The sequence below is a fragment of the Shewanella aestuarii genome, from assembly GCF_011765625.1.
Classification (GTDB): Bacteria; Pseudomonadota; Gammaproteobacteria; order Enterobacterales; family Shewanellaceae; genus Shewanella; species Shewanella aestuarii_A.
On sequence record NZ_CP050313.1, the window covers coordinates 1,262,878 to 1,286,371 of the forward strand.

General features: G+C 40.0%; 18 protein-coding genes, 14 tRNA genes and 1 riboswitch. Of the genes, 17 read left to right on the forward strand and 15 right to left on the reverse strand.

Annotation, left to right across the window (positions count from 1 at the left end; translation table 11 throughout):
* Positions 1 to 16: 16 nt before the first annotated feature.
* The 6 genes from HBH39_RS05800 to HBH39_RS05825 all read right to left on the reverse strand — a co-directional run bounded on the left by HBH39_RS05800 (position 17) and on the right by HBH39_RS05825 (position 639).
* Positions 17 to 92, reverse strand: a tRNA-Val gene (locus HBH39_RS05800).
* Positions 93 to 122: 30 nt separating this feature from the next.
* Positions 123 to 198: transfer RNA gene (locus HBH39_RS05805), tRNA-Val, on the reverse strand.
* Between the two features lie 29 nt (positions 199 to 227).
* Positions 228 to 303: transfer RNA gene (locus HBH39_RS05810), tRNA-Val, on the reverse strand.
* A 36-nt stretch (positions 304 to 339) separates the two neighbouring features.
* Positions 340 to 415: transfer RNA gene (locus HBH39_RS05815), tRNA-Val, on the reverse strand.
* A gap of 29 nt (positions 416 to 444) precedes the next feature.
* Positions 445 to 520, reverse strand: a tRNA-Val gene (locus HBH39_RS05820).
* Between the two features lie 43 nt (positions 521 to 563).
* A tRNA-Val gene (locus tag HBH39_RS05825) sits at positions 564 to 639 on the reverse strand.
* Positions 640 to 903: 264 nt separating this feature from the next.
* On the opposite strand from HBH39_RS05825, the gene gltX reads away from it, so the two are divergent.
* The 9 genes from gltX to HBH39_RS05870 all read left to right on the forward strand — a co-directional run bounded on the left by gltX (position 904) and on the right by HBH39_RS05870 (position 3,881).
* Positions 904 to 2,313 (forward strand): glutamate--tRNA ligase, encoded by a 1,410-nt coding sequence (gene gltX, locus HBH39_RS05830; protein WP_167676455.1) that lies wholly within the window; start codon positions 904 to 906, stop codon positions 2,311 to 2,313.
* 103 nt (positions 2,314 to 2,416) lie between these two features.
* Positions 2,417 to 2,492: transfer RNA gene (locus HBH39_RS05835), tRNA-Ala, on the forward strand.
* A gap of 78 nt (positions 2,493 to 2,570) precedes the next feature.
* Positions 2,571 to 2,646: transfer RNA gene (locus HBH39_RS05840), tRNA-Glu, on the forward strand.
* Between the two features lie 297 nt (positions 2,647 to 2,943).
* A tRNA-Glu gene (locus HBH39_RS05845) sits at positions 2,944 to 3,019 on the forward strand.
* A gap of 119 nt (positions 3,020 to 3,138) precedes the next feature.
* Positions 3,139 to 3,214 (forward strand) — tRNA-Glu (locus HBH39_RS05850).
* 119 nt (positions 3,215 to 3,333) lie between these two features.
* Positions 3,334 to 3,409: transfer RNA gene (locus HBH39_RS05855), tRNA-Glu, on the forward strand.
* Between the two features lie 119 nt (positions 3,410 to 3,528).
* Positions 3,529 to 3,604, forward strand: a tRNA-Glu gene (locus HBH39_RS05860).
* Between the two features lie 33 nt (positions 3,605 to 3,637).
* A tRNA-Ala gene (locus HBH39_RS05865) sits at positions 3,638 to 3,713 on the forward strand.
* A gap of 92 nt (positions 3,714 to 3,805) precedes the next feature.
* Positions 3,806 to 3,881 (forward strand) — tRNA-Glu (locus HBH39_RS05870).
* A 598-nt stretch (positions 3,882 to 4,479) separates the two neighbouring features.
* Here the strand turns inward: HBH39_RS05870 and HBH39_RS05875 are convergent.
* Positions 4,480 to 4,965 (reverse strand): glutathione peroxidase, encoded by a 486-nt coding sequence (locus HBH39_RS05875; protein ID WP_167679986.1) that lies wholly within the window; start codon positions 4,963 to 4,965, stop codon positions 4,480 to 4,482.
* A 245-nt stretch (positions 4,966 to 5,210) separates the two neighbouring features.
* On the opposite strand from HBH39_RS05875, the gene HBH39_RS05880 reads away from it, so the two are divergent.
* Positions 5,211 to 6,605, forward strand: coding sequence for a magnesium transporter (locus tag HBH39_RS05880; protein WP_167676457.1), 1,395 nt, complete (start codon positions 5,211 to 5,213; stop codon positions 6,603 to 6,605).
* Positions 6,606 to 6,808: 203 nt separating this feature from the next.
* On the forward strand, positions 6,809 to 7,345 hold the full coding sequence (locus HBH39_RS05885) for a YfaZ family outer membrane protein (RefSeq protein ID WP_167676459.1): 537 nt from the start codon (positions 6,809 to 6,811) through the stop codon (positions 7,343 to 7,345).
* 60 nt (positions 7,346 to 7,405) lie between these two features.
* Here HBH39_RS05885 and HBH39_RS05890 read toward each other — a convergent pair whose 3' ends face one another.
* Together HBH39_RS05890 and HBH39_RS05895 are read right to left on the reverse strand one after the other, a co-directional pair.
* Entirely contained in the window at positions 7,406 to 7,570 is a 165-nt protein-coding gene (locus HBH39_RS05890; protein WP_167676461.1) for a small highly charged protein, read from the reverse strand.
* Between the two features lie 158 nt (positions 7,571 to 7,728).
* Positions 7,729 to 8,799 carry a patatin-like phospholipase family protein gene (locus HBH39_RS05895; protein WP_167679987.1) on the reverse strand — a complete coding sequence of 357 codons (1,071 nt, stop codon included), beginning with the start codon at positions 8,797 to 8,799 and terminating at the stop codon, positions 7,729 to 7,731.
* A gap of 353 nt (positions 8,800 to 9,152) precedes the next feature.
* Here HBH39_RS05895 and HBH39_RS05900 point away from each other — a divergent pair, with 353 nt between their 5' ends.
* Positions 9,153 to 10,712: a DUF3369 domain-containing protein gene (locus HBH39_RS05900; RefSeq protein WP_167676463.1), complete on the forward strand. Its 1,560-nt coding sequence runs from the start codon at positions 9,153 to 9,155 to the stop codon at positions 10,710 to 10,712.
* Positions 10,713 to 10,718: 6 nt separating this feature from the next.
* Entirely contained in the window at positions 10,719 to 12,080 is a 1,362-nt protein-coding gene (locus HBH39_RS05905) for a sensor histidine kinase (RefSeq protein ID WP_167676465.1), read from the forward strand.
* 60 nt (positions 12,081 to 12,140) lie between these two features.
* Here HBH39_RS05905 and HBH39_RS05910 read toward each other — a convergent pair whose 3' ends face one another.
* From HBH39_RS05910 to HBH39_RS05930, 5 genes are all read right to left on the reverse strand, one after another.
* Complete coding sequence (locus HBH39_RS05910; protein WP_167676468.1) at positions 12,141 to 13,850, reverse strand: proline--tRNA ligase; 1,710 nt, start codon at positions 13,848 to 13,850, stop codon at positions 12,141 to 12,143.
* 127 nt (positions 13,851 to 13,977) lie between these two features.
* On the reverse strand, positions 13,978 to 14,589 hold the full coding sequence (locus HBH39_RS05915; RefSeq protein ID WP_167676470.1) for an acyltransferase: 612 nt from the start codon (positions 14,587 to 14,589) through the stop codon (positions 13,978 to 13,980).
* A 4-nt stretch (positions 14,590 to 14,593) separates the two neighbouring features.
* Positions 14,594 to 15,322 carry a tRNA (N6-threonylcarbamoyladenosine(37)-N6)-methyltransferase TrmO gene (gene tsaA / locus HBH39_RS05920; protein WP_167676472.1) on the reverse strand — a complete coding sequence of 243 codons (729 nt, stop codon included), beginning with the start codon at positions 15,320 to 15,322 and terminating at the stop codon, positions 14,594 to 14,596.
* Between the two features lie 90 nt (positions 15,323 to 15,412).
* On the reverse strand, positions 15,413 to 15,808 hold the full coding sequence (rcsF, locus tag HBH39_RS05925) for an Rcs stress response system protein RcsF (RefSeq protein ID WP_167676474.1): 396 nt from the start codon (positions 15,806 to 15,808) through the stop codon (positions 15,413 to 15,415).
* A 125-nt stretch (positions 15,809 to 15,933) separates the two neighbouring features.
* On the reverse strand, positions 15,934 to 16,341 hold the full coding sequence (locus HBH39_RS05930; RefSeq protein ID WP_167676476.1) for an H-NS family nucleoid-associated regulatory protein: 408 nt from the start codon (positions 16,339 to 16,341) through the stop codon (positions 15,934 to 15,936).
* A gap of 498 nt (positions 16,342 to 16,839) precedes the next feature.
* Between HBH39_RS05930 and HBH39_RS05935 the strand changes: the two genes are divergently transcribed.
* The 4 genes from HBH39_RS05935 to HBH39_RS05950 all read left to right on the forward strand — a co-directional run bounded on the left by HBH39_RS05935 (position 16,840) and on the right by HBH39_RS05950 (position 21,183).
* Positions 16,840 to 17,589, forward strand: a complete 750-nt coding sequence (locus HBH39_RS05935) for an electron transfer flavoprotein subunit beta/FixA family protein (protein WP_167676478.1) — start codon at positions 16,840 to 16,842, stop codon at positions 17,587 to 17,589.
* A gap of 1 nt (position 17,590) precedes the next feature.
* Entirely contained in the window at positions 17,591 to 18,514 is a 924-nt protein-coding gene (locus HBH39_RS05940; RefSeq protein ID WP_167676480.1) for an FAD-binding protein, read from the forward strand.
* A gap of 142 nt (positions 18,515 to 18,656) precedes the next feature.
* Positions 18,657 to 18,854: riboswitch (Lysine riboswitch) on the forward strand.
* Between the two features lie 79 nt (positions 18,855 to 18,933).
* The gene (locus HBH39_RS05945) at positions 18,934 to 20,493 is read left to right on the forward strand and encodes a Na+/H+ antiporter NhaC family protein (protein ID WP_167676482.1); all 1,560 of its coding nucleotides are present in this window, start codon (positions 18,934 to 18,936) and stop codon (positions 20,491 to 20,493) included.
* A 111-nt stretch (positions 20,494 to 20,604) separates the two neighbouring features.
* Positions 20,605 to 21,183: a thymidine kinase gene (locus HBH39_RS05950; protein WP_167676484.1), complete on the forward strand. Its 579-nt coding sequence runs from the start codon at positions 20,605 to 20,607 to the stop codon at positions 21,181 to 21,183.
* An 82-nt stretch (positions 21,184 to 21,265) separates the two neighbouring features.
* On the opposite strand, the gene HBH39_RS05955 is transcribed toward HBH39_RS05950, so the two are convergent.
* Entirely contained in the window at positions 21,266 to 23,293 is a 2,028-nt protein-coding gene (locus HBH39_RS05955) for a methyl-accepting chemotaxis protein (protein WP_167676486.1), read from the reverse strand.
* Positions 23,294 to 23,494 lie beyond the last annotated feature (201 nt).

Consider the following 23,494-nt stretch of genomic DNA (forward strand, 5'->3'; position numbering starts at 1 on the left):
GTTTAAAAGGGAAATTTGGTGGTCGCTACTGGGCTCGAACCAGTGACCCCCTCCTTGTAAGGGAGGTGCTCTCCCAGCTGAGCTAAGCGACCTGGGATAGGTAAAGCAGACTTCAAGATATATGGTGGTCGCTACTGGGCTCGAACCAGTGACCCCCTCCTTGTAAGGGAGGTGCTCTCCCAGCTGAGCTAAGCGACCTGGGAATATCTTGTTGCTAAATAACATTATGGTGGTCGCTACTGGGCTCGAACCAGTGACCCCCTCCTTGTAAGGGAGGTGCTCTCCCAGCTGAGCTAAGCGACCTGGGAATAATGTAATCAAGCGCGCGAGTTCATAAAATGGTGGTCGCTACTGGGCTCGAACCAGTGACCCCCTCCTTGTAAGGGAGGTGCTCTCCCAGCTGAGCTAAGCGACCTGGGAACTCTACACAAGTTATAAATTATATGGTGGTCGCTACTGGGCTCGAACCAGTGACCCCCTCCTTGTAAGGGAGGTGCTCTCCCAGCTGAGCTAAGCGACCTGGGATATATAATCTACAACAAATATTTTCATCAGTGAAAATATGGTGGTCGCTACTGGGCTCGAACCAGTGACCCCCTCCTTGTAAGGGAGGTGCTCTCCCAGCTGAGCTAAGCGACCTCATGCTGTGTGGGGCCGTATTATAGGGGGCAGCATTTTGCTGTCAACGATTTTTCGATAAAAATCTCTCGATAGAGCTAATTTTGTTCCGTTTGATGTTTTGTTAGGCAAGCTGTCAAGGTTATTTTTGTAAAATAGCATCAGGAAGACGTATCGGGCATTTCAACCTAGAGCGTAGACTGCTAGAATATCGGCCACATTTTTATACTCGTGTTTTGAGATATTACTCGTCAAAGCACTTTTTATATAGGTTAGTGTCCGATTATGACAACTAAGACTCGTTTTGCCCCAAGTCCAACAGGCTTTTTACATGTAGGTGGTGCACGTACCGCACTTTATTCTTGGTTACATGCTAAAGCTAATAATGGTGAGTTTGTACTTCGTATTGAAGACACAGATATTGAGCGTTCAACACAAGCTGCCTGTGATGCAATTTTAGATGGGATGAACTGGTTAGGCTTAACGTGGGATGAAGGTCCTTATTACCAAACTAAACGTTTTGATCGTTATAACGAGATCATTGCGCAAATGTTAGCGCAGGGTAGTGCATACAAGTGTTACTGTTCGCGCGAGCGCATTGAGTCTCTTCGTGAAGAGCAAGCCGCTAAAGGTGAGCAACAAAAATATGATGGATGCTGTCGTGATCTTGCACCGCGCGAGACCGATGAACCATTTGTTGTTCGTTTTAAAAATCCGATTGGTGGTAGTGTTGTATTTGAAGATCATGTTCGTGGTCGCATTGAAATTTCAAATGACCTTTTAGATGATTTAATTATCGCGCGTACAGATGGCGTCCCTACATATAATTTCTGTGTGGTGGTTGATGATTGGGATATGGGGATTACTTGTGTTGTTCGTGGTGAAGACCACATCAACAATACGCCTCGCCAAATTAATATTCTCAAAGCATTAGGTGCGCCAGTACCTGAATATGCACATGTGTCGATGATTTTAGGTGACGATGGTGCCAAATTATCAAAGCGTCATGGTGCAGTTGGGGTGATGCAGTATCGTGATGATGGCTATTTACCTGAAGCTTTACTTAACTATTTAGTGCGCTTGGGATGGTCACATGGTGATCAAGAAGTGTTTTCAATCGAAGAGATGCAGCGTTTGTTCAAACTTGACGATATTAATAAAGCCGCTTCTGCCTTTAATACCGATAAGTTAATTTGGTTAAACCAACACTATATTAAGTCATTAGATCCTGAATATGTTGCTTCGCACCTTCAGTGGCATATGAATGACCAAAAAATTGATACATCAAATGGCCCTGCATTAGCTGAAGTTGTTAGTGCATTATCTGAGCGTGCTAAAACATTAAAAGAACTAGCAGCATCGAGTCGATATTTTTATGAAGACTTTAGTGAGTTTGATCCCGCGCAAGCTAAAAAACATTTGCGTGGTGTTGCATTAGAGCCATTGACTCTAGTTAAAGAGAAATTAGTCGCTCTTGATGACTGGTCAGTTGAAGCTTTGCATCAAGTTATTGAAGCTACAGCAGCAGAATTAGACGTTGGAATGGGGAAGGTGGGGATGCCTCTTCGTGTGGCGGTAACTGGCGCGGGTCAATCACCTGGTCTAGATTTAACCTTATTCTTAATTGGCAAAGACAGAACTGTTGAAAGAATATCCAAAGCGATTGAATTTGTAGCAGATAGAATAAATTCGTAAAAAACGAGTTGACACTTTCGGGTATGGTGCATAGAATGCGCCTCGCAGTTGAGGATGATGTCATTGATTAGGGCAGTATATCCGAAAGTGTAGATAGATAAGAGGGGCCTTAGCTCAGCTGGGAGAGCGCAACACTGGCAGTGTTGAGGTCAGCGGTTCGATCCCGCTAGGCTCCACCACTTATCAACAAGCATTGATGTTTAGCCTACAGGCATCGGTGAGTATTCACTCGATACAGAGTATAACGTATCACCAGTGTCCCATTCGTCTAGAGGCCTAGGACACCGCCCTTTCACGGCGGTAACAGGGGTTCGAATCCCCTATGGGATACCACTTTTTAAGATGGTTGAACATGATTCGAAAGACGTGTTGAATAATCTAAATAGCATTGATGTTTAGCCTACAGACATTGATGAGTATTCACTCGATACAGAGTATAACGTATCACCAGTGTCCCATTCGTCTAGAAATAGAGCTTAGGACACCGCCCACTTTGGTTTATAAAGAGTCGGCGGTAACAGGGGTTCGAATCCTTAGGGTTTTAGCGTTGATATAGGTAAATAGCTTCAGTGTTTAGCCTACAGACATTGATGAGTATTCACTCGATACAGAGTATAACGTATCACCAGTGTCCCATTCGTCTAGAGGCCTAGGACACCGCCCTTTCACGGCGGTAACAGGGGTTCGAATCCCCTATGGGATACCACTTTTTAAGATGGTTGAACATGATTCGAAAGACGTGTTGAATAATCTAAATAGCATTGATGTTTAGCCTACAGACATTGATGAGTATTCACTCGATACAGAGTATAACGTATCACCAGTGTCCCATTCGTCTAGAGGCCTAGGACACCGCCCTTTCACGGCGGTAACAGGGGTTCGAATCCCCTATGGGATACCACTTTTTAAGATGGTTGAACATGATTCGAAAGACGTGTTGAATAATCTAAATAGCATTGATGTTTAGCCTACAGGCATCGATGAGTATTCACTCGATACAGAGTATAACGTATCACCAGTGTCCCATTCGTCTAGAGGCCTAGGACACCGCCCTTTCACGGCGGTAACAGGGGTTCGAATCCCCTATGGGATACCACTTTTTAAGATGGTTGAACATGATTCGAAAGACGTGTTGAATAATCTAAATAGCATTGATGTTTAGCCTACAGGCATCGATGAGTATTCACTCGATACAGAGTATAACGTATGACCAGTGTCCCATTCGTCTAGAGGCCTAGGACACCGCCCTTTCACGGCGGTAACAGGGGTTCGAATCCCCTATGGGATACCACATATTCAAATTTTAATGTTTACATTAGAATTTGGGGCTATAGCTCAGCTGGGAGAGCGCTTCGCTGGCAGCGAAGAGGTCCACGGTTCGATCCCGTGTAGCTCCACCAAGTTTTGTTGGTGTCAACAAATAGCGTTAATGTTTTGCCTACAGGCATTAACGAGTATTCACTCTATTTACTGAGTATAAGTAAATCTCGGCGTCCCATTCGTCTAGAGGCCTAGGACACCGCCCTTTCACGGCGGTAACAGGGGTTCGAATCCCCTATGGGATACCAAACTAAACCACCTTTATAGGTGGTTTTTTTATGGCTGTAATTCATCAAATCGAGATTACCATTACAGTAATACCAATCACAGTAAATAAGTGGCCAGAAACAGTGTAGGAAAAATGCGTGATAACAAGGCAGAATTTTTTGATAAGTAGTTATTCTACAATCAAAAAAATCTAACGCAGTTATCAGGTATTTTCACAAGCTAGGATGATCAGTTATTTATTACGATTAATGGTTTAAATAAGTGATTAGAATAATAAGGAAGATTGTTCGATAAGTCGTGATTCTACAGACTAAAAACCTTATGGGGTTAGTTTGTCTTTTTACCCTTTAGAATGAGCTGTTCTTTGTTACTATTGACATAATAAATTTAACACATAAAAAAAGGCAACCATATTGGCTGCCTATCGATCTACTCTGAGATCAAGGGGACCGCGCTAGAAGTCCCAGGGAGATGATGAACAAAGTGAATATCACTGTCACTATGTTTGAGTCATCATCTGTATAAAAGTTCAAAATAAATGAAATAAATTTAAATTTTTTTTAGGTATTTTAAAATAAAACTATATTATTTATATATAACATCAGCTTAGGTTTAGTTTTAATTTAAAAGTTTTTCAATAGTCTCAGCAAGATCTTCAGGTTTTGTGGTCGGGGCATAGCGATTAATCACTTTACCATTTCTATCGACTAAAAATTTTGTAAAATTCCATTTGATCGCTTCACTGCCCAATATGCCTTTAGCAGCTTTCTTTAAGTGTTTATATAGTGGTGCTGCGTTATTACCGTTAACGTCAATTTTGCTAAATAGTGGAAAGGTTACACCAAAATTCAGTTCACAAAACTCACTTATCTCAGTTTCATTACCTTGTTCTTGTTTGCCAAATTGATTGCAAGGAAATCCCAGTACAACAAATCCTTGGTCTTGATATTGCTGGTAAAGTGCTTCTAAGGCTTTATATTGCGGTGTAAAGCCGCATTTGCTGGCGGTGTTAACAATCAGCAATACTTTATCTCGGTATGTCTCCAAGCTAATTTCATGACCTTGAATATTATTGACACTATATTCATATAAAGATTTGCCCATATTATCTCCTAATCCAATCATGAGTATTGGTCTGATGCTGTCGTGATTTTTGTTTAAATCCATTTTAAATCAATAATTTCATGATCTAAAATATTCAATTAATTTAATGCTTAGCATTGTACTATAGTGTGGATTTAAGTTTTTCTCAATATAGTTGCGCACAACTTGTTTTTCATGTTTGCTTATAGAGGAAAATATGAATATAGTCAGCGCATTATTAAATTTACAAGATTGAGGGCGTGCTTATGGAAGAATTAAAGAACGAACTTAAATCTGATGAACAACAAGAATTTTCAGCACAACCTCAAGCCGATGTTAGTCAAGTTGTTCAACAGTTAACAGAAGCCGAAGGCGATGAGCAAGCTGATGTTTTTAGCGATATTCTGACAGAAGCAGAACCTGGTACCGTTGCATTATTATTAGAGTCATTACCGCTAGATGAGCGCTATGAGCGCTGGCAACAAATTGAGCCAGAAGAGCGTGTTGATGTTTTAAGCTTAATGCGCGCAGATCCTCGTTTAGGCATTGTGAAGAAAATGCCAGACTCAGAATTGGATTTGCTCTTTTCACAACTCAGCCCTGAAGATTTGATTGATTGGAGTGATTCATTACCTGACAGCATTACCGATCGTGCGCTGGCACAAATGGGTGAACGTCAGCGTAAGCACTTTGAACTTTACGATCAATATGATGAAAATGAAATTGGTCGTTATGCCGATCATCAAATGTTGGTGCTTAATCCTGATTCAACAGTCGCTCAAGGTCAGCGTTTTTTTCGTAGAATCGATCTAGATTGTAATGATCATCTCTTCTTAGTGGATATTAATGATAAATATATTGGCACAGTCAGGCGTTATGATTTATTCAAGGCGGATGTTGAAACTTTATTATCAGAATTAATTTGGGCCGATAGCCGTTTTATCTCAGCAGATTCCTCATTGATAGAGGCTGCAGAGGCGATAGAGCATAGTCGTGAGTTAGAGTTGCCGGTGGTAGATGATGAAGGTGTTTTGATAGGCCGTATGACGCTTCGTTTGGCAACCATATTAGTTCGGGAACATTATGAAGCACAATTGATGGCCACTGCAGGTATGGATGAGCATGATGACTTATTCGCTCCAATTACGGTTGGTGCTCGTCGTCGCGCTGTGTGGTTGGGTATTAACTTAATGACAGCATTTTTGGCGTCGGCAACTATTGGTTTATTTGAAAATGTATTGTCACAAGTTGTGGCATTAGCTGTATTGATGCCCATCGTTGCATCCATGGGAGGTATTGCGGGCAGTCAGTCGTTAACTTTGATGATCCGTGGTATGGCAATGGGGCAGATATCATCGGGAAATGTGATGTCGTTGTTGAAAAATGAACTCGGCATTGGCTCGTTAAATGGCATATTGTGGGCAATCATTATCGGTATGATTTCTGGTTGGTGGTTCAATGATACGATAATGGGCATTATCATTGGTTGTGCTATTTTGATTAATATGGCTGTCGCAGCGATTGCTGGCGTAATGGTACCGATGATTTTACAGCGATTCAATCAAGATGCGGCATTATCAGGCTCTGTCATTTTAACGACTGTCACTGATGTAGTCGGCTTTTTCACCTTTTTAGGATTAGCTACAATCCTTTATCTGTAAAAATATGTCAACAGCAAAAAAGGCCGATGGCCTTTTTTTGTGTCTTAATGTTAGTAAGTTTTTTTAATTATTATTCTAATGTGAGAGATAAGCGCTAGAAATGTTTGAAATAACCATTTTTTAATCTGTTAGTTTATGATTTTAAATACATTAGTTGTTTGCTTCAGTATCCTAAAGCTATAGATTCATGTGAAGAGGTTAGGATGAAAAAACAATTACTTGGTATCGGTTTTTTGGCGGGTATGATCGCGCCTGTTTATGGGACTGATTTTTCGTTGAGTTTAAATGATAAATCCGCATCGGTTGAATTAGAAACTCCTATATCGAAGAACATCAAAATTGGCGGTGGTTATGTATATTCAGATGATAAAGGTGATTTAGCTCATTTCTCTGCACACATGGTGCATGATAATGGCCCACATCATTTTGAAATTGGTCCTAAATATCTAAATGTTTGGTTTGATGGCAGTAAGAATGGTAGCGCTGTTGCTGTAGGTGGCAAATATTCGCTTCAAGTCAGTAAAAGTGTTTCATTTAGTGCTGCTGGTTATTATGCCCCTTCAGTTTTATCTTTCTCTAATGTAGATGCATATAAAGAGTTTGATGGCAAAATGCAGTTTAACTTTAACCCCAATATGGCAATTTTTGCGGGTTATCGAAAAATGAAATTTGATTATGAGACGGGAGGTGGGCGTACCTTTGATAATGGTTTCTATATTGGTGGTACGGCATCGTTTTAGGTAATAAAAAAGCAAGTTGTTGTAACTTGCTTTTAAATTTGATGCCTAAAACTGCTTAAATTATTTCCATTTTAGGGCTGGTGCAAACTCCATTTCTGCATTGTCATCAAAATAACGTCGTTTACTATCTCTACGGCGTTGTTTAACTTTCTTTGACTTAGGCTTGCCCTTGATGTTGTCACCCCATGGTGCATCATCTTCATCAAATTCAAATGTGTGTGCCATTTCAACTTTTCCAAAAAATAGTACCTCAACTGGTACAGGCTCTTTTTACCTAAACTTAGGTAACTTAGAAAGTGAATTTTTTAACACCTGATGGAAAAATATTTTGCATGAAGTAGTACCTATAGGGTGATTGATTTATATATGAGTAACAATAAGCATTACTTGGTAATTTCAAAAAAGTTTTTAATTGAATCTATTTGAGACATCGCATCATGGTAACCAAGATCAATGAGTGCACTGGTATAGGCCTTCTCAAATAATAAATACGACACAATACTTGAGTCTGACTGCCTATTATTGCCAATTAATTTTAGTAGATGTCTAATTGCCATGGGCATTTCATCGTAGTAGCGAGCTGCAATAGCACTTAAATCTTCACTGGGTTTAATTACTAACGTTTCAATTTTCTTTAGATTCAGTTTATTTCTATCTGCTTGAGTAATGAGATTTAATGTTTTATTGACCCTCTGTAATCGTTCTAAATCACTGTTTAACGTATCAGAGAAAATGGTATCTAAAAGGTGGCCTGCAATTGTGGCGGTTTTAGGGTGATGCTGTAATTCTTTATCATTGGTCTTATGTGGACTGTCTAGGTTGATAATAAATAACTTAGATGCACCTAAATGGATTGGACTAGAAAGGGGAGATAACTGATGCACAGAGCCATCCCCAAAATAGCGGCCATTTAACTTAATAGAAGGGAAGACCATTGGTATGGCAGAACTGGCCATTAAATGGTCAGTATTTAACAGTGTTTTTATACCGTATCGTCTTGCGCGTTGCCAATTTTCGATTTGATGTGAAGCTTGAAAAAAGCTGTAAGATTTCGAGTTATTATAGCAAGAGGCATCTACACTAATCGCAGTTAGCGCACCTAGGTGAATATTGCGATCAATTCTTTTGAAGTCAATTAATTGATTTAGTAAATCTCGTAAAGGTTGATTATCCAGCAAGCTAGGTGCATCAGTACTGACTTTATCGTGCTGTAAGCCTTTTACTGCCATATTTAACAGATGTTTACCAACGCCAGTCAAGGATGATTGATACACCTTATCTGTGGTAAAGTGACGCCATACCCAGTCTAATTTTCGGACACCTAAATGAAAGCAAGCCGCATGAGTGGCGATTGAGGTAGCATTGATCGCGCCCGCTGATGTGCCACAAAGGATGTCAAACGGAATATGGTGATTACGTGGGTAAAATTGAACTAACGCTTTTAATACCCCAATTTGATATGCTGCACGGGCGCCACCGCCCCTAAAACCAGTGCTATAGACACTATTAAAACTCTTCCCTTTTCGACATTATTATCATTGAGTATGTCTTGTTTTGAATTTTCAAGCTAGTCGGATATGTTCCACAGTATCGCTATTTAGTGTTCTTGGCATCATTGTAAATTGGATGGCTTAAAACAAAAAACTAAACAAATCGCTAACTTTATCTCTCATTTCTTTGACAAAAAGTATCTTTGTCAGCTATTAACTAGATGGATAATAAAAATAAATATTCATTCTCTCCGTTTTATCGCGATCCAGGCATCGAGTGAAATAAAAACATCGAGTGAAATAAAAGGAAGACTCTAGTGGCCCTGTTTAAAAAATCTTCTGAAATGTCAAAAAAAGTATCTTCCTCAACTTCATCTAGTGTGCAGTTAGCGCCCTGGAAAGTTGTCATTATTGATGATGAGCCAGGGGTACATGATGTGACTAAATTTGCACTTAGCCAATTTAGTTTAGATGGTCGAAAACTGGAATTTTTTTCTTGTTACACCGCTAAAGAAGGTTTTCAAGTATTGCGTGATGAACCTGATATTGCTCTGGCATTTATTGATGTCGTTATGGAATATGATCATGCAGGCTTAGATTTAGTGAAACAAATTCGAGAAGAATTACATAATCACTCTACTCGCATTATTCTTAGAACCGGTCAGCCGGGGAGTGCTCCGGAAGAAAAAGTGATCCGTGATTATGATATTAATGACTACAAAGCTAAAACCGAATTAACCTCCGCCAAATTAAAATCTTGCGTTTATACATCACTTCGTTCATATCGTGATATTAAAATTATTGAACAAAGTCAAAAGGGCATGGAGAAAGTCATATCGGCTTCCTCTTCTGTACTTCGCAGTAACACATTACATCATTTTGGTAGTGCAGTACTTGAGCAAACCTTGCAATTATTAGGTTTAAATAGTTCAGCGTTATATTTAACTAGCTACCACGAAGATTTATATCAAGATACCCAAATGAATCTATTAGCTGCCACTGGCGAAATGGTCAGCTATAGCGAAATTGATAGTGTGGAGTCACTACCAGGTGAGGTGAAAGAGTATATTATTGAAGCTATTGCGTTAAAAACCTCTTTAGTTCGAGACAATATTTATGTTGGCTTCTATGAGTTTGGTAACGACGTAACCAGTATTTTATATCTGCAACATAACTCTTCACTTAATCCTCTTCAGGTCCGCATTTTAGAGTTGTTTGCTGCGAATGTCAGTTTGACCTTCGAAAATTTAGCAGGTAAAGAAAACGTTCAACAAACCCAAAAAGAGCTGATTTTAATTATTGGTGACGCAATTGAACAACGTAGTCAGGAAACCGGTGCCCATGTAAGGCGTGTTGCCTTAATGAGTGAAATTCTTGCAAAGCACTTAAACTTAAGTAGTGATTTTATTGACACGATTCGATTTGCTGCTCCTCTGCACGATGTGGGTAAAATAGGTATTCCGGAAAGCATTTTACACAAGCCGGGCAAACTTGATGCCGATGAATGGGAGATAATGAAAACCCATGCCGAGAAAGGGTATAACCTGTTAGCAGCTTCAAATCGTATCATTGCTAAAATGGGCGCTAGAATTGCGTATACCCATCATGAGCGCTGGGATGGTCAAGGCTATCCACAAGGGCTTGTTGGCAACGCTATACCGATTGAAGGCCGTATTATGGCGATTGTGGATGTAATTGATGCCTTGTTGTCTAAACGTAGCTACAAACCAGCATGGCCAGCAGAGCGGGTTATAGCCTACTTACATGAGCAATCTGGAAAGCAATTTGATCCAGCTTTGTGCGAGGCAAGCTTGGCCTTAATGGATAGGTTTATTGAGATCCAACATGAAATGCCTGATAGCCCTGATGGACATTAGACTGCTATGAATCAAAAACTTGAAAATGTGCTGTTTGGTGTTAGTCAATCAGAATTGATTGATTTAGGCGACCTACAGCGGGCATCACAACTTATTGTGGAGTCGATTTGTAAAGGGCTAAATGTCGATCGCGCAGGTATTTGGTTATTATCAAAAGATAAACAATCTATAGAGTGTTTTTTATTGTTAGATAAAGCGGCTCAACAAGATAAAATTACGCTTAATCGTCAAGACTTTCCAAGATACTTTCAAGCGTTAGATACCGAAAGGATTATTGCTGCAAATGATGCGTGTCAGCATGCTGCCACATCCGAATTTAGCGAGGTGTATCTTAAGCCACAAGGTATAACATCAATGCTTGATGGCCCAATACGTCATGGCGGCAAAATGATTGGGATTATTTGTTGTGAGCATAGAGGTGATATACGCCAATGGACACGAGATGAAGAAGTATTCGTTGCATCTTTAGCTGATCTTTTCGGGCGAGCTGTGAATGCGAATGAAGTACGTAGCCATCAACATCAACTTGCAGAACTTAATGCTCAACTTGAATCCACTGTAATCGAGAGAACGCGAGAATTACAGCAAGCTTTAGCGCATTTAAAGTCAACTCAGGTTAGTTTAATTGAAAGTGAGAAACTCGCAGCACTAGGGAATTTAGTTGCTGGTGTGGCGCATGAGGTCAACACCCCTTTAGGTATTGCTGTAACTTCAACAAGTCACTGTATTGATGAATTAAATAAGATCAAAAAGAAATTTGCTAACGATGAGTTAGATGAAGCTGAATTTAACGATTTTATTGAAACCATGACAGATGGTTTATTGTTAATTGAGCGTAATTTATCTCGTGCAGCAGAATTAGTACATAATTTTAAACGTACGTCAGCTGATCAATTAACACTTGAAAAAGAATATTTTAATCTTTCTGAATATTTGGAACAAATATCAACGCCTTTAAGGCCATTAACCCGTAAAAATCGTATTGGATTAGATATTCAATTTGCTGAAAATGTTATGGTTGAATCTTACCCAGGTGCGATTGCGCAAATATTCACTAATTTGGTTTCAAACTGTTTTCGACATGCTTTTCCTGAAGGGTTTCAAGGTGATAAGCGGATCATTTTAGGTGTAGAAGAATCTGGTGATGAAATAAAAATGTTTTATAAAGATAATGGTATTGGTTTAAGTGCTGAGACCAAAGAACGGATTTTTGAACCTTTTTATACAACAGCCAGAAATGCAGGTGGCACGGGGTTAGGCATGTCGATAGTTTATAATTTAGTGACTCAAAAACTGGGTGGTCGTATTGTGTTGGTCTCTGAGGTCAATCAAGGATTAGAGATTGATATATTTATCAATAAAAAATAAAAAACGCACTTTACGGTGCGTTTTTTATATCGATTTTACTCAATGATTATTGTTGAAGGCTTATTTAGCGGCTTTTAAAAACTCAACAATTTGATCAAATGGAATGTCTTGCTTTTCTCCGGTGCGGCGGTTTTTATACTCAAACATACCCGCATCAATATTGCGATCACCAATAACAACAACATTGGGTAAACCAATCAATTCCATGTCAGCAAACATAACACCAGGGCGCTCTTTGCGATCGTCCAACAGCACTTCTATGCCTGCATCTTGAAGGTCTTGGTAAAGTTTTTCAGCAATGTCCGCAACACGATGTGACTTGTGCATGTTCATTGGTAAAATACCAACTTTGAACGGTGCAATTGCTTCTGGCCAAATGATGCCTCGATCATCATGATTTTGCTCAATTGCAGCTGCAACAATACGGCTGACACCGACACCGTAACAACCCATTAATAGTACTTGTGCTTTACCGTTTTCATCTAATACTGTGGCATTCATTGCTTTTGAGTAATTAGTGCCAAGCTGGAAAATATGACCTACTTCAATACCGCGAGCCATTGAATATGTCCCTTTACCATCAGGTGTGGCTTCACCTTCAATGACATTACGAATATCAGCAGCGGTTGCTAAAGGAAGATCACGTTCCCAGTTAATACCGAAATAATGTTTGTCATCTTGGTTAGCTCCGGCGGCAAAGTCGCTCATTACTGCAACACTGTGGTCAATAATAACTGGAATGTTTAAGCCTATAGGGCCAATTGAGCCTGGGCCAGCACCAATAGCAGCTCGAATCTCTGCTTCGCTTGCCATTTCTAGTGGCGACGCTACTGCCTCTAACTTATCCGCTTTTACTTCGTTTAATTCGTGGTCGCCACGGATAATCAAAGCAATTAATGGCGTTTCTTCATTAGACCCTTTTACGATTAAGGTTTTAACTGTCTTAGTGATGTCTAAATCAAATTGCTCAACGAGTTCTGCAATGGTTTTGGCATTAGGTGTATCAATTAAGGTTAACTCTTGTGTTGGCGCTTGCAGTGTGGTCGTTGGCATTGGCGATTCTGCTTTTTCAATGTTAGCGGCGTAATCGCTACCCGTTGAATAAGCAATTAAATCTTCACCGCTATTAGCCAACACATGGAACTCATGTGACAAACTGCCGCCAATTGAGCCGGTATCAGCCAGCACTGGACGATATTCAAGTCCCATGCGTTCAAGAATATTACAGTAGGCGGTATACATAGATTGATAAGTATCATCCATGGTTTGCTGATCTAAATGGAAAGAGTAAGCATCTTTCATCAAAAATTCACGCGCGCGCATTACACCAAAGCGCGGACGAACTTCATCACGAAACTTTGTTTGTACTTGGTACAGTGTCAAGGGTAATTGCTTATAAGAGTTCACTTCTTTGCGAACTAAGTCGGTGATCACTTCTTCATGGGTTGGACCTAATACAAAGTCACGATTATGGCGGTCTTGGAAGCGTAATAGTTCTGGGCCAAACTTTTCCCAACGACCTGTTTCCATCCACAAGTCTGCTGGTTGAACTAGCGGCATAAGAATTTCTACGGCACCTGCGTTGTTCATTTCTTCACGAACAATAGCTTCAACTTTACGTAATACACGCAAACCTGAGGGTAACCAGCTGTATAAGCCAGATGCATTGCGACGGATCATGCCGGCACGCAACATTAATTGATGGCTAATAACTTCAGCATTTGCTGGGGTTTCTTTTTGTGTTGAAAGCAGGTACTTGCTAACTCGCATTCCAATGTCCAATTTAATAAAAGAGAATGGGCGTCATTTTAGCACTTGAAGCGTTGATGTCACCTGAATTATTTAAAAATAGGTCGCTGATAAATTGTCACATGACGACAATCAAACTTGATTCTGGTTACTTGTTGCGTCTATCGCCAATAATCTTGGCGGGATTTCCAGCCACAATGGCATAAGGAGGAATATCTTTTGTAACGATACATCCCATCCCCACTACCGCATGATCGCCAATTGTAATACCATCAACTAAGCCTGCTTGTGCGCCAATCCACACATCTTTGCCGATAAAAATACCTTTAGAACTGACAGCTTGCTGGTAGATAGGTGTTTGTGGTGACATACCGTGATTAAAGGCATAAACGGTAACATTGTTTGCTATGCGAGTTTGTGATCCAATATGGATACCGGCTTTGCCGCCATCAAGGCTGCAGCCATGATTGATGGCGACCTCATCGCCTAAAGTGATTGGGCCGTGCATAAACACATCTGCAGCAATCATACATTTGTTACCTACAATGATATCTCTACCGGGTTCGGCAAAAAGCTCAGCCTCTGGAGCTATAAAGCAATTGTCACCTATTGAAATGGTTTCCAGTAACGTTAGCTGTTGCTGAATGGCTTGTTGCCAAGGGCGTGCCCACTCAAGATGCTTGGGCTTCAAGCTAAAGTATAACCAAGGCATCCAAGATAAACGCTTTTTATGTTGCTGTTGATAATCGATATTACTCATGAGTTTAATCTTTCAAAAGTGCAACTGTGGTTGGCTTTAATTCAATTACATTAATTTTGTTATTTATTACCTGCCAAAATATATCTAAATCATAGAGTGCCACTTGATATATTTTAGGATCTTGTTTGGCTTTTTTATAAGCAGGGCGAGGGTCTTGCGCCAGTACTGAGCTAATTAACGGTTGTAAGGATTGATATTGGCTATTTTGGCTGTAATTTTGTATTTGTGATATTGCTAAATCACTATAATCAACGGGCATAAGTTCTGGGGCAAATTGGGCAATTCCACCTTGTGCGTCTTTAATGGCATCTGAAAAAGGAATATAAGGTTTAATATCAATAATAGGCGTGCCATCAAGTAAATCCATACCTGATATCTCTAAGCACACTTTTCCTTTACGTTGCACAACAGCATGTAATTTAACCACAGACTGACCAATTCCATTGGGGCGAAATGTAGATCGAGTTGCAAATACCCCAAGCTTTTCATTCCCGCCTAACCTTGGTGGTCTAACTGTGGTTTTCCAACCTTGAGCTAAGTTTTCATGAAAACAAAATAATAGCCATAAATGCGAATATTGCTCGATACCTCTAACTGTATCAAGATTATTAAGTTCGGGTACCAGCTCTACATAGCCTTTGACATCAACTAATCCTGGCTGACGTGGAATACCAAACTTTTGTTTATAAGGGGTTCGACAAATTGCAACGGCATTAATTTCAGAGGTGAACATGTAAGATCTGTCTATTGGCTAGATATCAATTAGAAACAAGCTTAGCTTAAGTAAGACAAGCTTGTTATTGAAGAGTGTATTAATTAAAAACTATTCAGTTTTCAGTTGCTGTATCGCTTGACCAACACAAAAGCTGCGGCTATAGCAGGCTGAGTCTTGTTCTTCGGTTAGCATACATTGTTTAATAATAAGACCATTAGCGCCCATATCTGCTGCGTGTTTACGTGCCTCTGTGCGAGCATCTTCAATTGATGCAGGCGCACCATTAGCAAGCTCTTGACAAGATTCTCCTTCAGCTAAACCAATAACCTTATAGTTGCCGGTTGGGGTATTTGCTCCTTCATAGAGGGTTACATCGCCAACCTTGAAATATTCATTAATCGTTTTTCGGTCAAGGTTACTATTAAATGCGTAATCACCCGCACAGGCCGTAAGCAAAATAATAATGACTGAAACGCTGAAGGTTTTTTTAATAGATATAGGCATAATTAGCTCACTTAGTCCGGATTTAGTACAGTTTACCTTGTCTGTATTAGAGGTTAAAGCAAACTTTAATTTGTCATAAAAAAAGCGCTTACCGAAGTAAGCGCTTTTGTCTAAAAGTTTAATGATTATTCCATGCCTGGTATTAAAAAGTCATTTAATGACTTACCGGCATCAACTTCTTTTTTGAATACGGTAGGCATGCGACCTTGGCCAGTCCATTGAATTAACTCACCATCAACTGTGATCTGATATTTAGGTGGGCGTGGCGCACGTTTTTTCGGTGCGGCTTTAACTGCTGATACTTCACCTAAATCTTCAATTGATAAACCACTGTTTTCAATTTGAGCTAGAATTTCAGCAATACGTGCATTACGTTCTGCATTAGCAGCTTCTTCTGCTTTTGCATCTTCTTCACGTTCGGTAATAATTTTATTAAGCTTGGTTGCAAGATCATGTAGTTCTTCAATGCTTAATTCTTTCACTGCTGCTTTAAAGCGACGACCGTGGGTTAGAATATCTAAAAAATCACTCATATTGTTTCGCGTCCTAATTTTATTGGGATACACATTATTTGATACTTTAAGCTTTGAATGATTAATGTCGTACAACATGCGGTTTAACGATTATTGATGATAAGTCAGTCAATAATGTTATCTCATTCCCTAGATTTTAATTCCCTAACGACACACATTTTTAAAGCGATTCATTCAAACGAATAATTAATAAATAAATGCTTATTTTATTAATAAGCCTAATAATAGAAAGATATTCACTTATGATCAATTTAATTTAACAAAATACATATAAATAATGATTATATTTAGTTAATAAACCTAAATATGAGAGATGATAATTATCCTTACTTTTTTGGGTGTTACTAAAACTTGCCAGTTTAAGATTTTTTTAAGTAAATTTTTCAAACAATCGTTTAACTTGTGTTGACGTTAACGTCAACAGGACGTAAAGTTGAAACCAATTGCATTGGTAATGGCCAATGCTGTCCATAGACAAAGGTGTAGAAAGGAAACCCTATGAAAATATTGGTGCCTGTAAAGCGCGTCGTCGATGCCAATGTGAAGGTCAGGGTAAAAGCTGATAATTCAAATGTTGATACCGCTAACTTAAAAATGGCGTTAAACCCATTTTGTGAAATTGCAGTAGAAGAAGCTGTACGATTAAAAGAAGCTGGCATTGCAACTGAAGTTGTCGTGGTTAGCATCGGTGCTAAAGTGGTACAAGAACAATTAAGAACCGCCATGGCATTAGGTGCCGATCGTGCTATTCATGTCGAAACCGATGAAGATCTCGTCCCTTTATCAATTGCTAAGCTATTAAATGCGGTACAGCAAAAAGAACAAGCCCAAATAGTACTCTTTGGTAAGCAGTCAATTGATGGTGATAACAACCAAACAGGGCAAATGCTTGCCGCACTAGCGGATTTACCTCAAGCCACTTTTGCTTCAGAAGTTAAGGTTGAAGGTGAATCAATTACCGTTACGCGTGAGATTGACGGTGGTTTACAAACGTTAAAAATGCCTTTGCCAGCCGTTGTTACAGTTGACTTGCGTTTGAACGAGCCTCGTTATGCTTCGCTACCCAATATTATGAAGGCAAAGCGTAAACCTTTAGAAACATTGGCAGTGGCTGATTTAGGTGTCACGTTAAAAGCCCATCAAACAGTATTAAAGGTCACCCCGCCTGCTGAGCGTCAAGCGGGTATTATGGTGTCTTCTGTTGAAGAGTTAGTTGAAAAATTAAGAAACGAAGCGAAGGTGATCTAACATGGCTATTTTAGTTTTAGCAGAACACGATAATGCGCATTTAAAAGCCGACACCGCTAAAGTTGTTGCTGCTGCAACGGCTATTGGTGGCGATATTCATGTGTTAGTTGCCGGTAGTGGATGTGCTAGCGCAGCAACTGCGGCTCAATCTTTAGCTGGTGTGAGCAAAGTATTAGTGGCTGATGCCGCAGAATATACCAATCACCTTGCTGATAATCTGGCTAAATTAATCTTGAGCCTAGCTGGAGATTACGAACATATCCTTGCTGCAGCATCAAGCGTGGGTAAAGATACATTACCTCGTGTTGCAGCCTTATTGGATGTGAGTCAAATTTCTGAAGTGATTGGCGTTGAAAGCGCTGATACCTTTATTCGCCCTATTTATGCAGGTAGTGCTTTGGCTACGGTACAAAGCTTAGATGCCAAAAAAGTAATGACGATTCGCCCAAGTGCCTTTGATGCAGTGGCTAATACAGGAAGTGCTGAACTTGCCAATGTGGCTGAAGCCATCCAGTCGAAAGCTGAATTTGTTTCTCAAAGTTTAACTGAATCAGCGCGCCCAGAATTAGGTAATGCTGGCATTATCGTTTCTGGTGGTCGTGGCATGGGTAGCGGAGAGAACTTTGCTATTCTTGAACAATTAGCTGATAAGCTTGGTGCGGCTGTTGGAGCTTCACGTGCTGCAGTTGATGCCGGTTTTGTGCCTAATGATCTACAAGTTGGACAAACAGGGAAAATTGTTGCTCCTGATTTGTATATCGCAGTGGGGATTTCTGGTGCGATTCAACATTTAGCAGGTATGAAAGACTCAAAAGTTATCGTCGCGATTAACAAAGATCCAGAAGCGCCAATTTTCCAAGTGGCAGACTACGGTTTAGAGGCTGATTTATTTGAAGCGATTCCAGCATTGAATAACCTGATTTAAAGTGTGATATTGTTCACAATATACGGCCATGGGGTAGCATCCTCATGGCCGTATGTGTTTTCATGTGCGCGCTTTGTGCCCGCACAACTTTAAGCTATGCTTATTTATTGAACAATAGCTTATCGTTTGTTGGGATAACGCCCTTTTAAGTAGAGGTGCGCTAAATATGAGTAAAGGTAAGTAGGGTGATGCCTGTGATCTATCTTGAAAGGATTTAGCGCCGAAGTTGTGATTGATATCGGTCAATACAGCTGGTGTTGTTACCGAATAGGTACTGCACTGCCATAGTATTTTTTGTCGGGATGACAAGAAGAAATTACTATGGAGCGCTACTGATAGGACAGGTGTTTCTTAAGATATTGCATTATCTTACACCGGTTCAGTTGCCCTCCATTCGTACTTACACGAAGAATAAATTAATGAATGTTTTAAGTCACGCCGATTCGGCTTTATCACTATTGCCTCCTGTCATCGCTATTGTGTTGGCTATTACCACCAGAAAAGTTTTATTGTCTCTTGGCATTGGTATTTTAGTGGGCGCGTTATTACTTACTCAGTTTGCGATAGGCGATACTGCAGTATTTATAGGGGAAACCGTTAAAGGTCTTGTTTGGGATGATGGCGCGTTAAATAGCTGGAACCTCCAAATTCTTGGCTTTTTGGTGATGTTAGGGATGATAACGGCTCTCATCACTGTCAGTGGCGCTGCCCGTGCTTTTGCTGATTGGGCTCATGAGCGTATTCGTAATAAGCGTGATGCTAAGTTAATGACCATTTTCTTAGGTTGTGTCGTGTTTATTGATGATTATTTTAATAGCTTAGTTGTGGGTTCTATTGCGAAGCCTATTACTGATAGATATCACATCTCACGCGCTAAACTTGCCTATTTATTGGATTCTACCGCGGCGCCAATTTGTGTTATTTCACCCATCTCAAGTTGGGGGGCTTATATTATTGCCTTGATTGGTGGTATTTTAACCGCGCATGGTTTTACTGAATCAGGACACTTAAGTGTGTTTGTTCAGATGATCCCAATGAATTTCTACGCGGTTTTTTCTTTATTATTGTTGTTGTGTGTCGCCTTATTCAGCTTAGATATTGGCGCTATGCGCCAACATGAGTTGAATGCTCAAAAAGGCGAGCTGTTTGATGAATCTAAAGGACTACCACCAGGGGCAAATGCTGACTTACCTGAAGCCGATACGGGTAAAATTTTGGGATTGTTCTTACCTATTTTTGCCCTAATTGCTGCAACTGTCTTCTTTATGCTTAACAGTGGTGCTGCTGCACTGGCTGCGGATGGTCAATCATTTAGTGTTATCGGCGCATTTGAAAATACCGAAGTGAGTCAGTCATTATTTTATGGCTCGATTGTTGGCTTCCTTGTGACGCTTGTTTTAGCCTTTGTGCAAAAAATAGATATCAAACTAATTATGTTAGGTATTACCGCAGGTGCTCGTTCAATGTTACCGGCGATTTACATTCTATTATTTGCATGGACCATTGCTGGGGTGATTGGTCAATTAGAAACGGGCAAATATATGGCGAGTTTGGTCACTGGTGCTATTCCGTTTGCATTGTTGCCGGTAGTGCTATTTATTCTTGCGGGTATTACGGCGTTTTCTACCGGAACCAGCTGGGGCACCTTTGGGATTATGTTGCCAATTGCTGCTGATATGGCGATGGGGAGTGACTCAACCATGATGCTGCCTATGTTGTCTGCGGTACTGGCTGGGGCGGTATTTGGTGACCATTGCTCACCGATTTCAGATACCACTATTTTGTCTTCAACCGGTGCGAGTTGTCACCATATTGATCACGTCATTACTCAGTTACCTTACGCGTTAATTGTGGCCTTTATCAGTATTATTGGTTATGCAGTACTAGGGTATACAGGATCAATTTTAATGGGCTTTATAGCCTGTAGCTTGGTATTTGCTATCAGCTTATTTGGATTGAAGTTAAAGGCTGGTCGTTAAGCAATTTTGACATTAAAAAGCCGCTCAGATAACACTGTGCGGCTTTTTTGTTTGTTTTTATTGTCGATATACAAGTAGAATTTACCCAAAAATAGCGATTAGGAAATCATTTTGGCACAACTGTATTTTTATTACTCAGCAATGAACGCAGGCAAATCCACTTCATTATTGCAATCTTCATATAACTACCGCGAACGTGGTATGCACACTGTGGTGATGACCGCCTCAATTGATGATCGTTATGGCGTTGGTAAGGTTGCTTCAAGAATTGGAATCGAAACCGCTGCACAAGTGTTTTCAAGTGACGATAATTTGATTGATATTATTAAAGCCTCACATGAACAGCAGCACATTCACTGCTTACTGATTGATGAAAGCCAATTTTTGTCAAAAGAGCAGGTTAAACAGTTAACCTATGTGGTCGATCATTTTGACATTCCTGTGCTGTGTTATGGTCTTCGGAGTGATTTTCAGGGTGAGCTATTTACCGGCAGCCAGTACTTATTGGCGTGGGCAGATAAGTTAGTTGAGCTTAAAACCATTTGTCATTGCGGTCGAAAAGCGAATATGGTGGTGCGTTTAGATGGTGAAGGCATGCCGATGAAAGAAGGTGAGCAAGTTGCTATTGGTGGCAATGAAACCTATGAGTCAGTTTGTCGTAAACATTTTAGAGAGTTCTTATGGGACTAATACAGGGGTAGCATAAGCTCTGTTTGATAATGAAAAAAGGTTAGCACTTGCTAACCTTTTTTCATTATCAATAAGTTTAAATTTATAAGGTAAAACGCTTAACCGAATTCGTCAAAGAGGTGGCCAGCTGATTAAGCTCTTGGCTGCGTTGCGCCATTGCTGATGATTGCTTGGCATTGTGCTCAGCGGCTTTAGCTGTATCAGACATAGTGTGATCAATTTGCTGGCTAAAGCTGACTTGGTCCTGTGCGGCGTGATTGATGCTTTGACTCATGCTATTGATAGTCATTAACGCAGATTCAATTTGTTGGATAGCAGTATGCAAGGCTTGGCTTTGTTCAACGCATTCATTAGCTTGATTTTGCCCTTGAGAAATGGCTTTTACTGCCTTATCTGTTTCAGTTTGCAACGCACTGATCATGGTTTGAATTTCAGCCGTTGATGATTGAGTACGTGACGCTAGTGAACGTACTTCATCCGCGACCACAGCAAAACCGCGACCATGTTCACCAGCTCGAGCTGCCTCAATTGCTGCATTGAGCGCAAGTAAATTGGTTTGGTCAGCGATAGCACTAATGGTAACTAAAATTCCACCTATACCGTCACTGTGTTGGCTTAAGTTGTTCATGATGTTGACTGAGTGACTTAACCCAGTTGAAAGTTGTTCTATTCGGTTTCTGTTTTCATCGGCAATGACTTTAACTTGATTACCTTGCTCTGAGGCGAGTGTAATCTGCTGAGCAGATTCGACGGCCTGCTGATTCACCGTATTAGAGCTTTGATGAATTTGCTCAGCGAGTTGTTTAGCCTGATTAATATGCTGAATTTGAATATTGGCAGAGTCGGCAATTTGCTCACCTTGCTGGCGTGAATGGGTCGCCGACTCATCAAGACGATGGGCGTTGTTACTGATATCTTTTAAGAGTGAGGTTAAATCATCTGATAGCTTGTTGATGTTATCCATTAGCTCGCCAAATTCATCGTCATTGCGTTTACTCAAGCGTTTAGATAAGTCACCACTGGCTATGCGATGCAAAGCTCTGTTTACCGCTTGCAATGGCCCCAGCATGGCTTTTGAGGTTAAGGAATAAATAATAACGGCTAAAATAATAAAGATTATTGCCAAACTGATAACAGTAGTTTGCGCGGTACTGATTTCATCTGCAGCAGCAGATTGCAAATCGTTGAATCGCTGATCCGCTAGCATCATTAATTGATTGAGTTCGCTTAAGCTTGCATCAAAAAATTGATTAGATTGTTGGTTGGCCGTTTCTGCCGCAATTAACGCAGCCACCACATTGCGCTGACTCTCATATAAACTACCAGGGGCGTCTAATAATTCGCTTAATTGGCTAAATTGTTCCGCAAAAGCGGTAAGTAACTCATCAGCTGGCAAACTCGCAGCTTGTTGCTTTAAAAATAGAAAGTTGGTTTCAATATTCGTCATCAGCATCAATACATCTTGCTGATGGTTATTGATACTTTGTATGTCCGTAAAGCGGCCAACTTCAGTCATAATATTGCCCATATTGTAAATGGCATCATCTATGCGCGTACCAGTGCCAATCACTTCCTCTAATAACCCGTCTTGGCCTGCAGCATCAATAATCTCTAAATCAATCATGCTATTACTAGCATTATCTTTTACTTGTAAAAATTGGCTGAAAAGTGCTTGATAGTGGGATTTATTGTTCTCGATATTTAATTTGGCATTAAACATGTTGTCACTTTGAGATACGTATTGAGCATATTCTGTGCTGACTGTATTTAAGGTGGATTTCATTTTGGGTTGGTCAGCTACTTTTTCAGCTAAATCTGTAAACGTTGCCAAGTACTCTGTTTTAAGCTGATTAAATTGATTAAAAGTGGCTTGAATGTTGGCATGACCTGACTGCGAGAAAGCTAAACTGCCAGTTTTGGCCATTTTGAGCAAACTAAGTTGCAAAGCATTGGTTTGGTTTTGTACTGGAACGGCTAAAGTTTGAATGTTGGCATTAGCGGTTTGAATTTGATTTAATGAGCGATAAAAAAAACTACTTCCAGCAATCAGTAATATTCCTATAGTCGCAAAACCTAAAGCAATTTTTTGTTTGATTGTTAACTCAAGCATAATATTTAGGATCTCTTATTTTTATTGTATAAATGCGTTATGGTTAATCTTACTGAAGTGCTATCAATTTGTAGTTTAGCAAACAAATCGCACCATGGTTTTATCAACTTTAGATAGCACTTACTTAAGCTTATCGGTAGTAATACAATAAATTGTAATTTTTTTGTTAATAAGCTTAGATGATTTAAACAATTTTTCATT

Excerpts from the sequence above, each read along its gene's own strand:
- HBH39_RS05910 (WP_167676468.1), bottom strand. The coding sequence starts at position 13,850 with ATGCGAGTTAGCAAGTACCTGCTTTCAACACAAAAAGAAACCCCAGCA.
- HBH39_RS05880 (WP_167676457.1), top strand. The coding sequence starts at position 5,211 with ATGGAAGAATTAAAGAACGAACTTAAATCTGATGAACAACAAGAATTT.
- HBH39_RS05930 (WP_167676476.1), bottom strand. The coding sequence starts at position 16,341 with ATGAGTGATTTTTTAGATATTCTAACCCACGGTCGTCGCTTTAAAGCA.
- HBH39_RS05885 (WP_167676459.1), top strand. The coding sequence starts at position 6,809 with ATGAAAAAACAATTACTTGGTATCGGTTTTTTGGCGGGTATGATCGCG.
- tsaA (WP_167676472.1), bottom strand. The coding sequence starts at position 15,322 with ATGTTCACCTCTGAAATTAATGCCGTTGCAATTTGTCGAACCCCTTAT.
- HBH39_RS05935 (WP_167676478.1), top strand. The coding sequence starts at position 16,840 with ATGAAAATATTGGTGCCTGTAAAGCGCGTCGTCGATGCCAATGTGAAG.
- gltX (WP_167676455.1), top strand. The coding sequence starts at position 904 with ATGACAACTAAGACTCGTTTTGCCCCAAGTCCAACAGGCTTTTTACAT.
- HBH39_RS05915 (WP_167676470.1), bottom strand. The coding sequence starts at position 14,589 with ATGAGTAATATCGATTATCAACAGCAACATAAAAAGCGTTTATCTTGG.
- HBH39_RS05955 (WP_167676486.1), bottom strand. The coding sequence starts at position 23,293 with ATGCTTGAGTTAACAATCAAACAAAAAATTGCTTTAGGTTTTGCGACT.
- HBH39_RS05875 (WP_167679986.1), bottom strand. The coding sequence starts at position 4,965 with ATGGGCAAATCTTTATATGAATATAGTGTCAATAATATTCAAGGTCAT.
- rcsF (WP_167676474.1), bottom strand. The coding sequence starts at position 15,808 with ATGCCTATATCTATTAAAAAAACCTTCAGCGTTTCAGTCATTATTATT.
- HBH39_RS05905 (WP_167676465.1), top strand. The coding sequence starts at position 10,719 with ATGAATCAAAAACTTGAAAATGTGCTGTTTGGTGTTAGTCAATCAGAA.
- HBH39_RS05945 (WP_167676482.1), top strand. The coding sequence starts at position 18,934 with ATGAATGTTTTAAGTCACGCCGATTCGGCTTTATCACTATTGCCTCCT.
- HBH39_RS05940 (WP_167676480.1), top strand. The coding sequence starts at position 17,591 with ATGGCTATTTTAGTTTTAGCAGAACACGATAATGCGCATTTAAAAGCC.
- HBH39_RS05890 (WP_167676461.1), bottom strand. The coding sequence starts at position 7,570 with ATGGCACACACATTTGAATTTGATGAAGATGATGCACCATGGGGTGAC.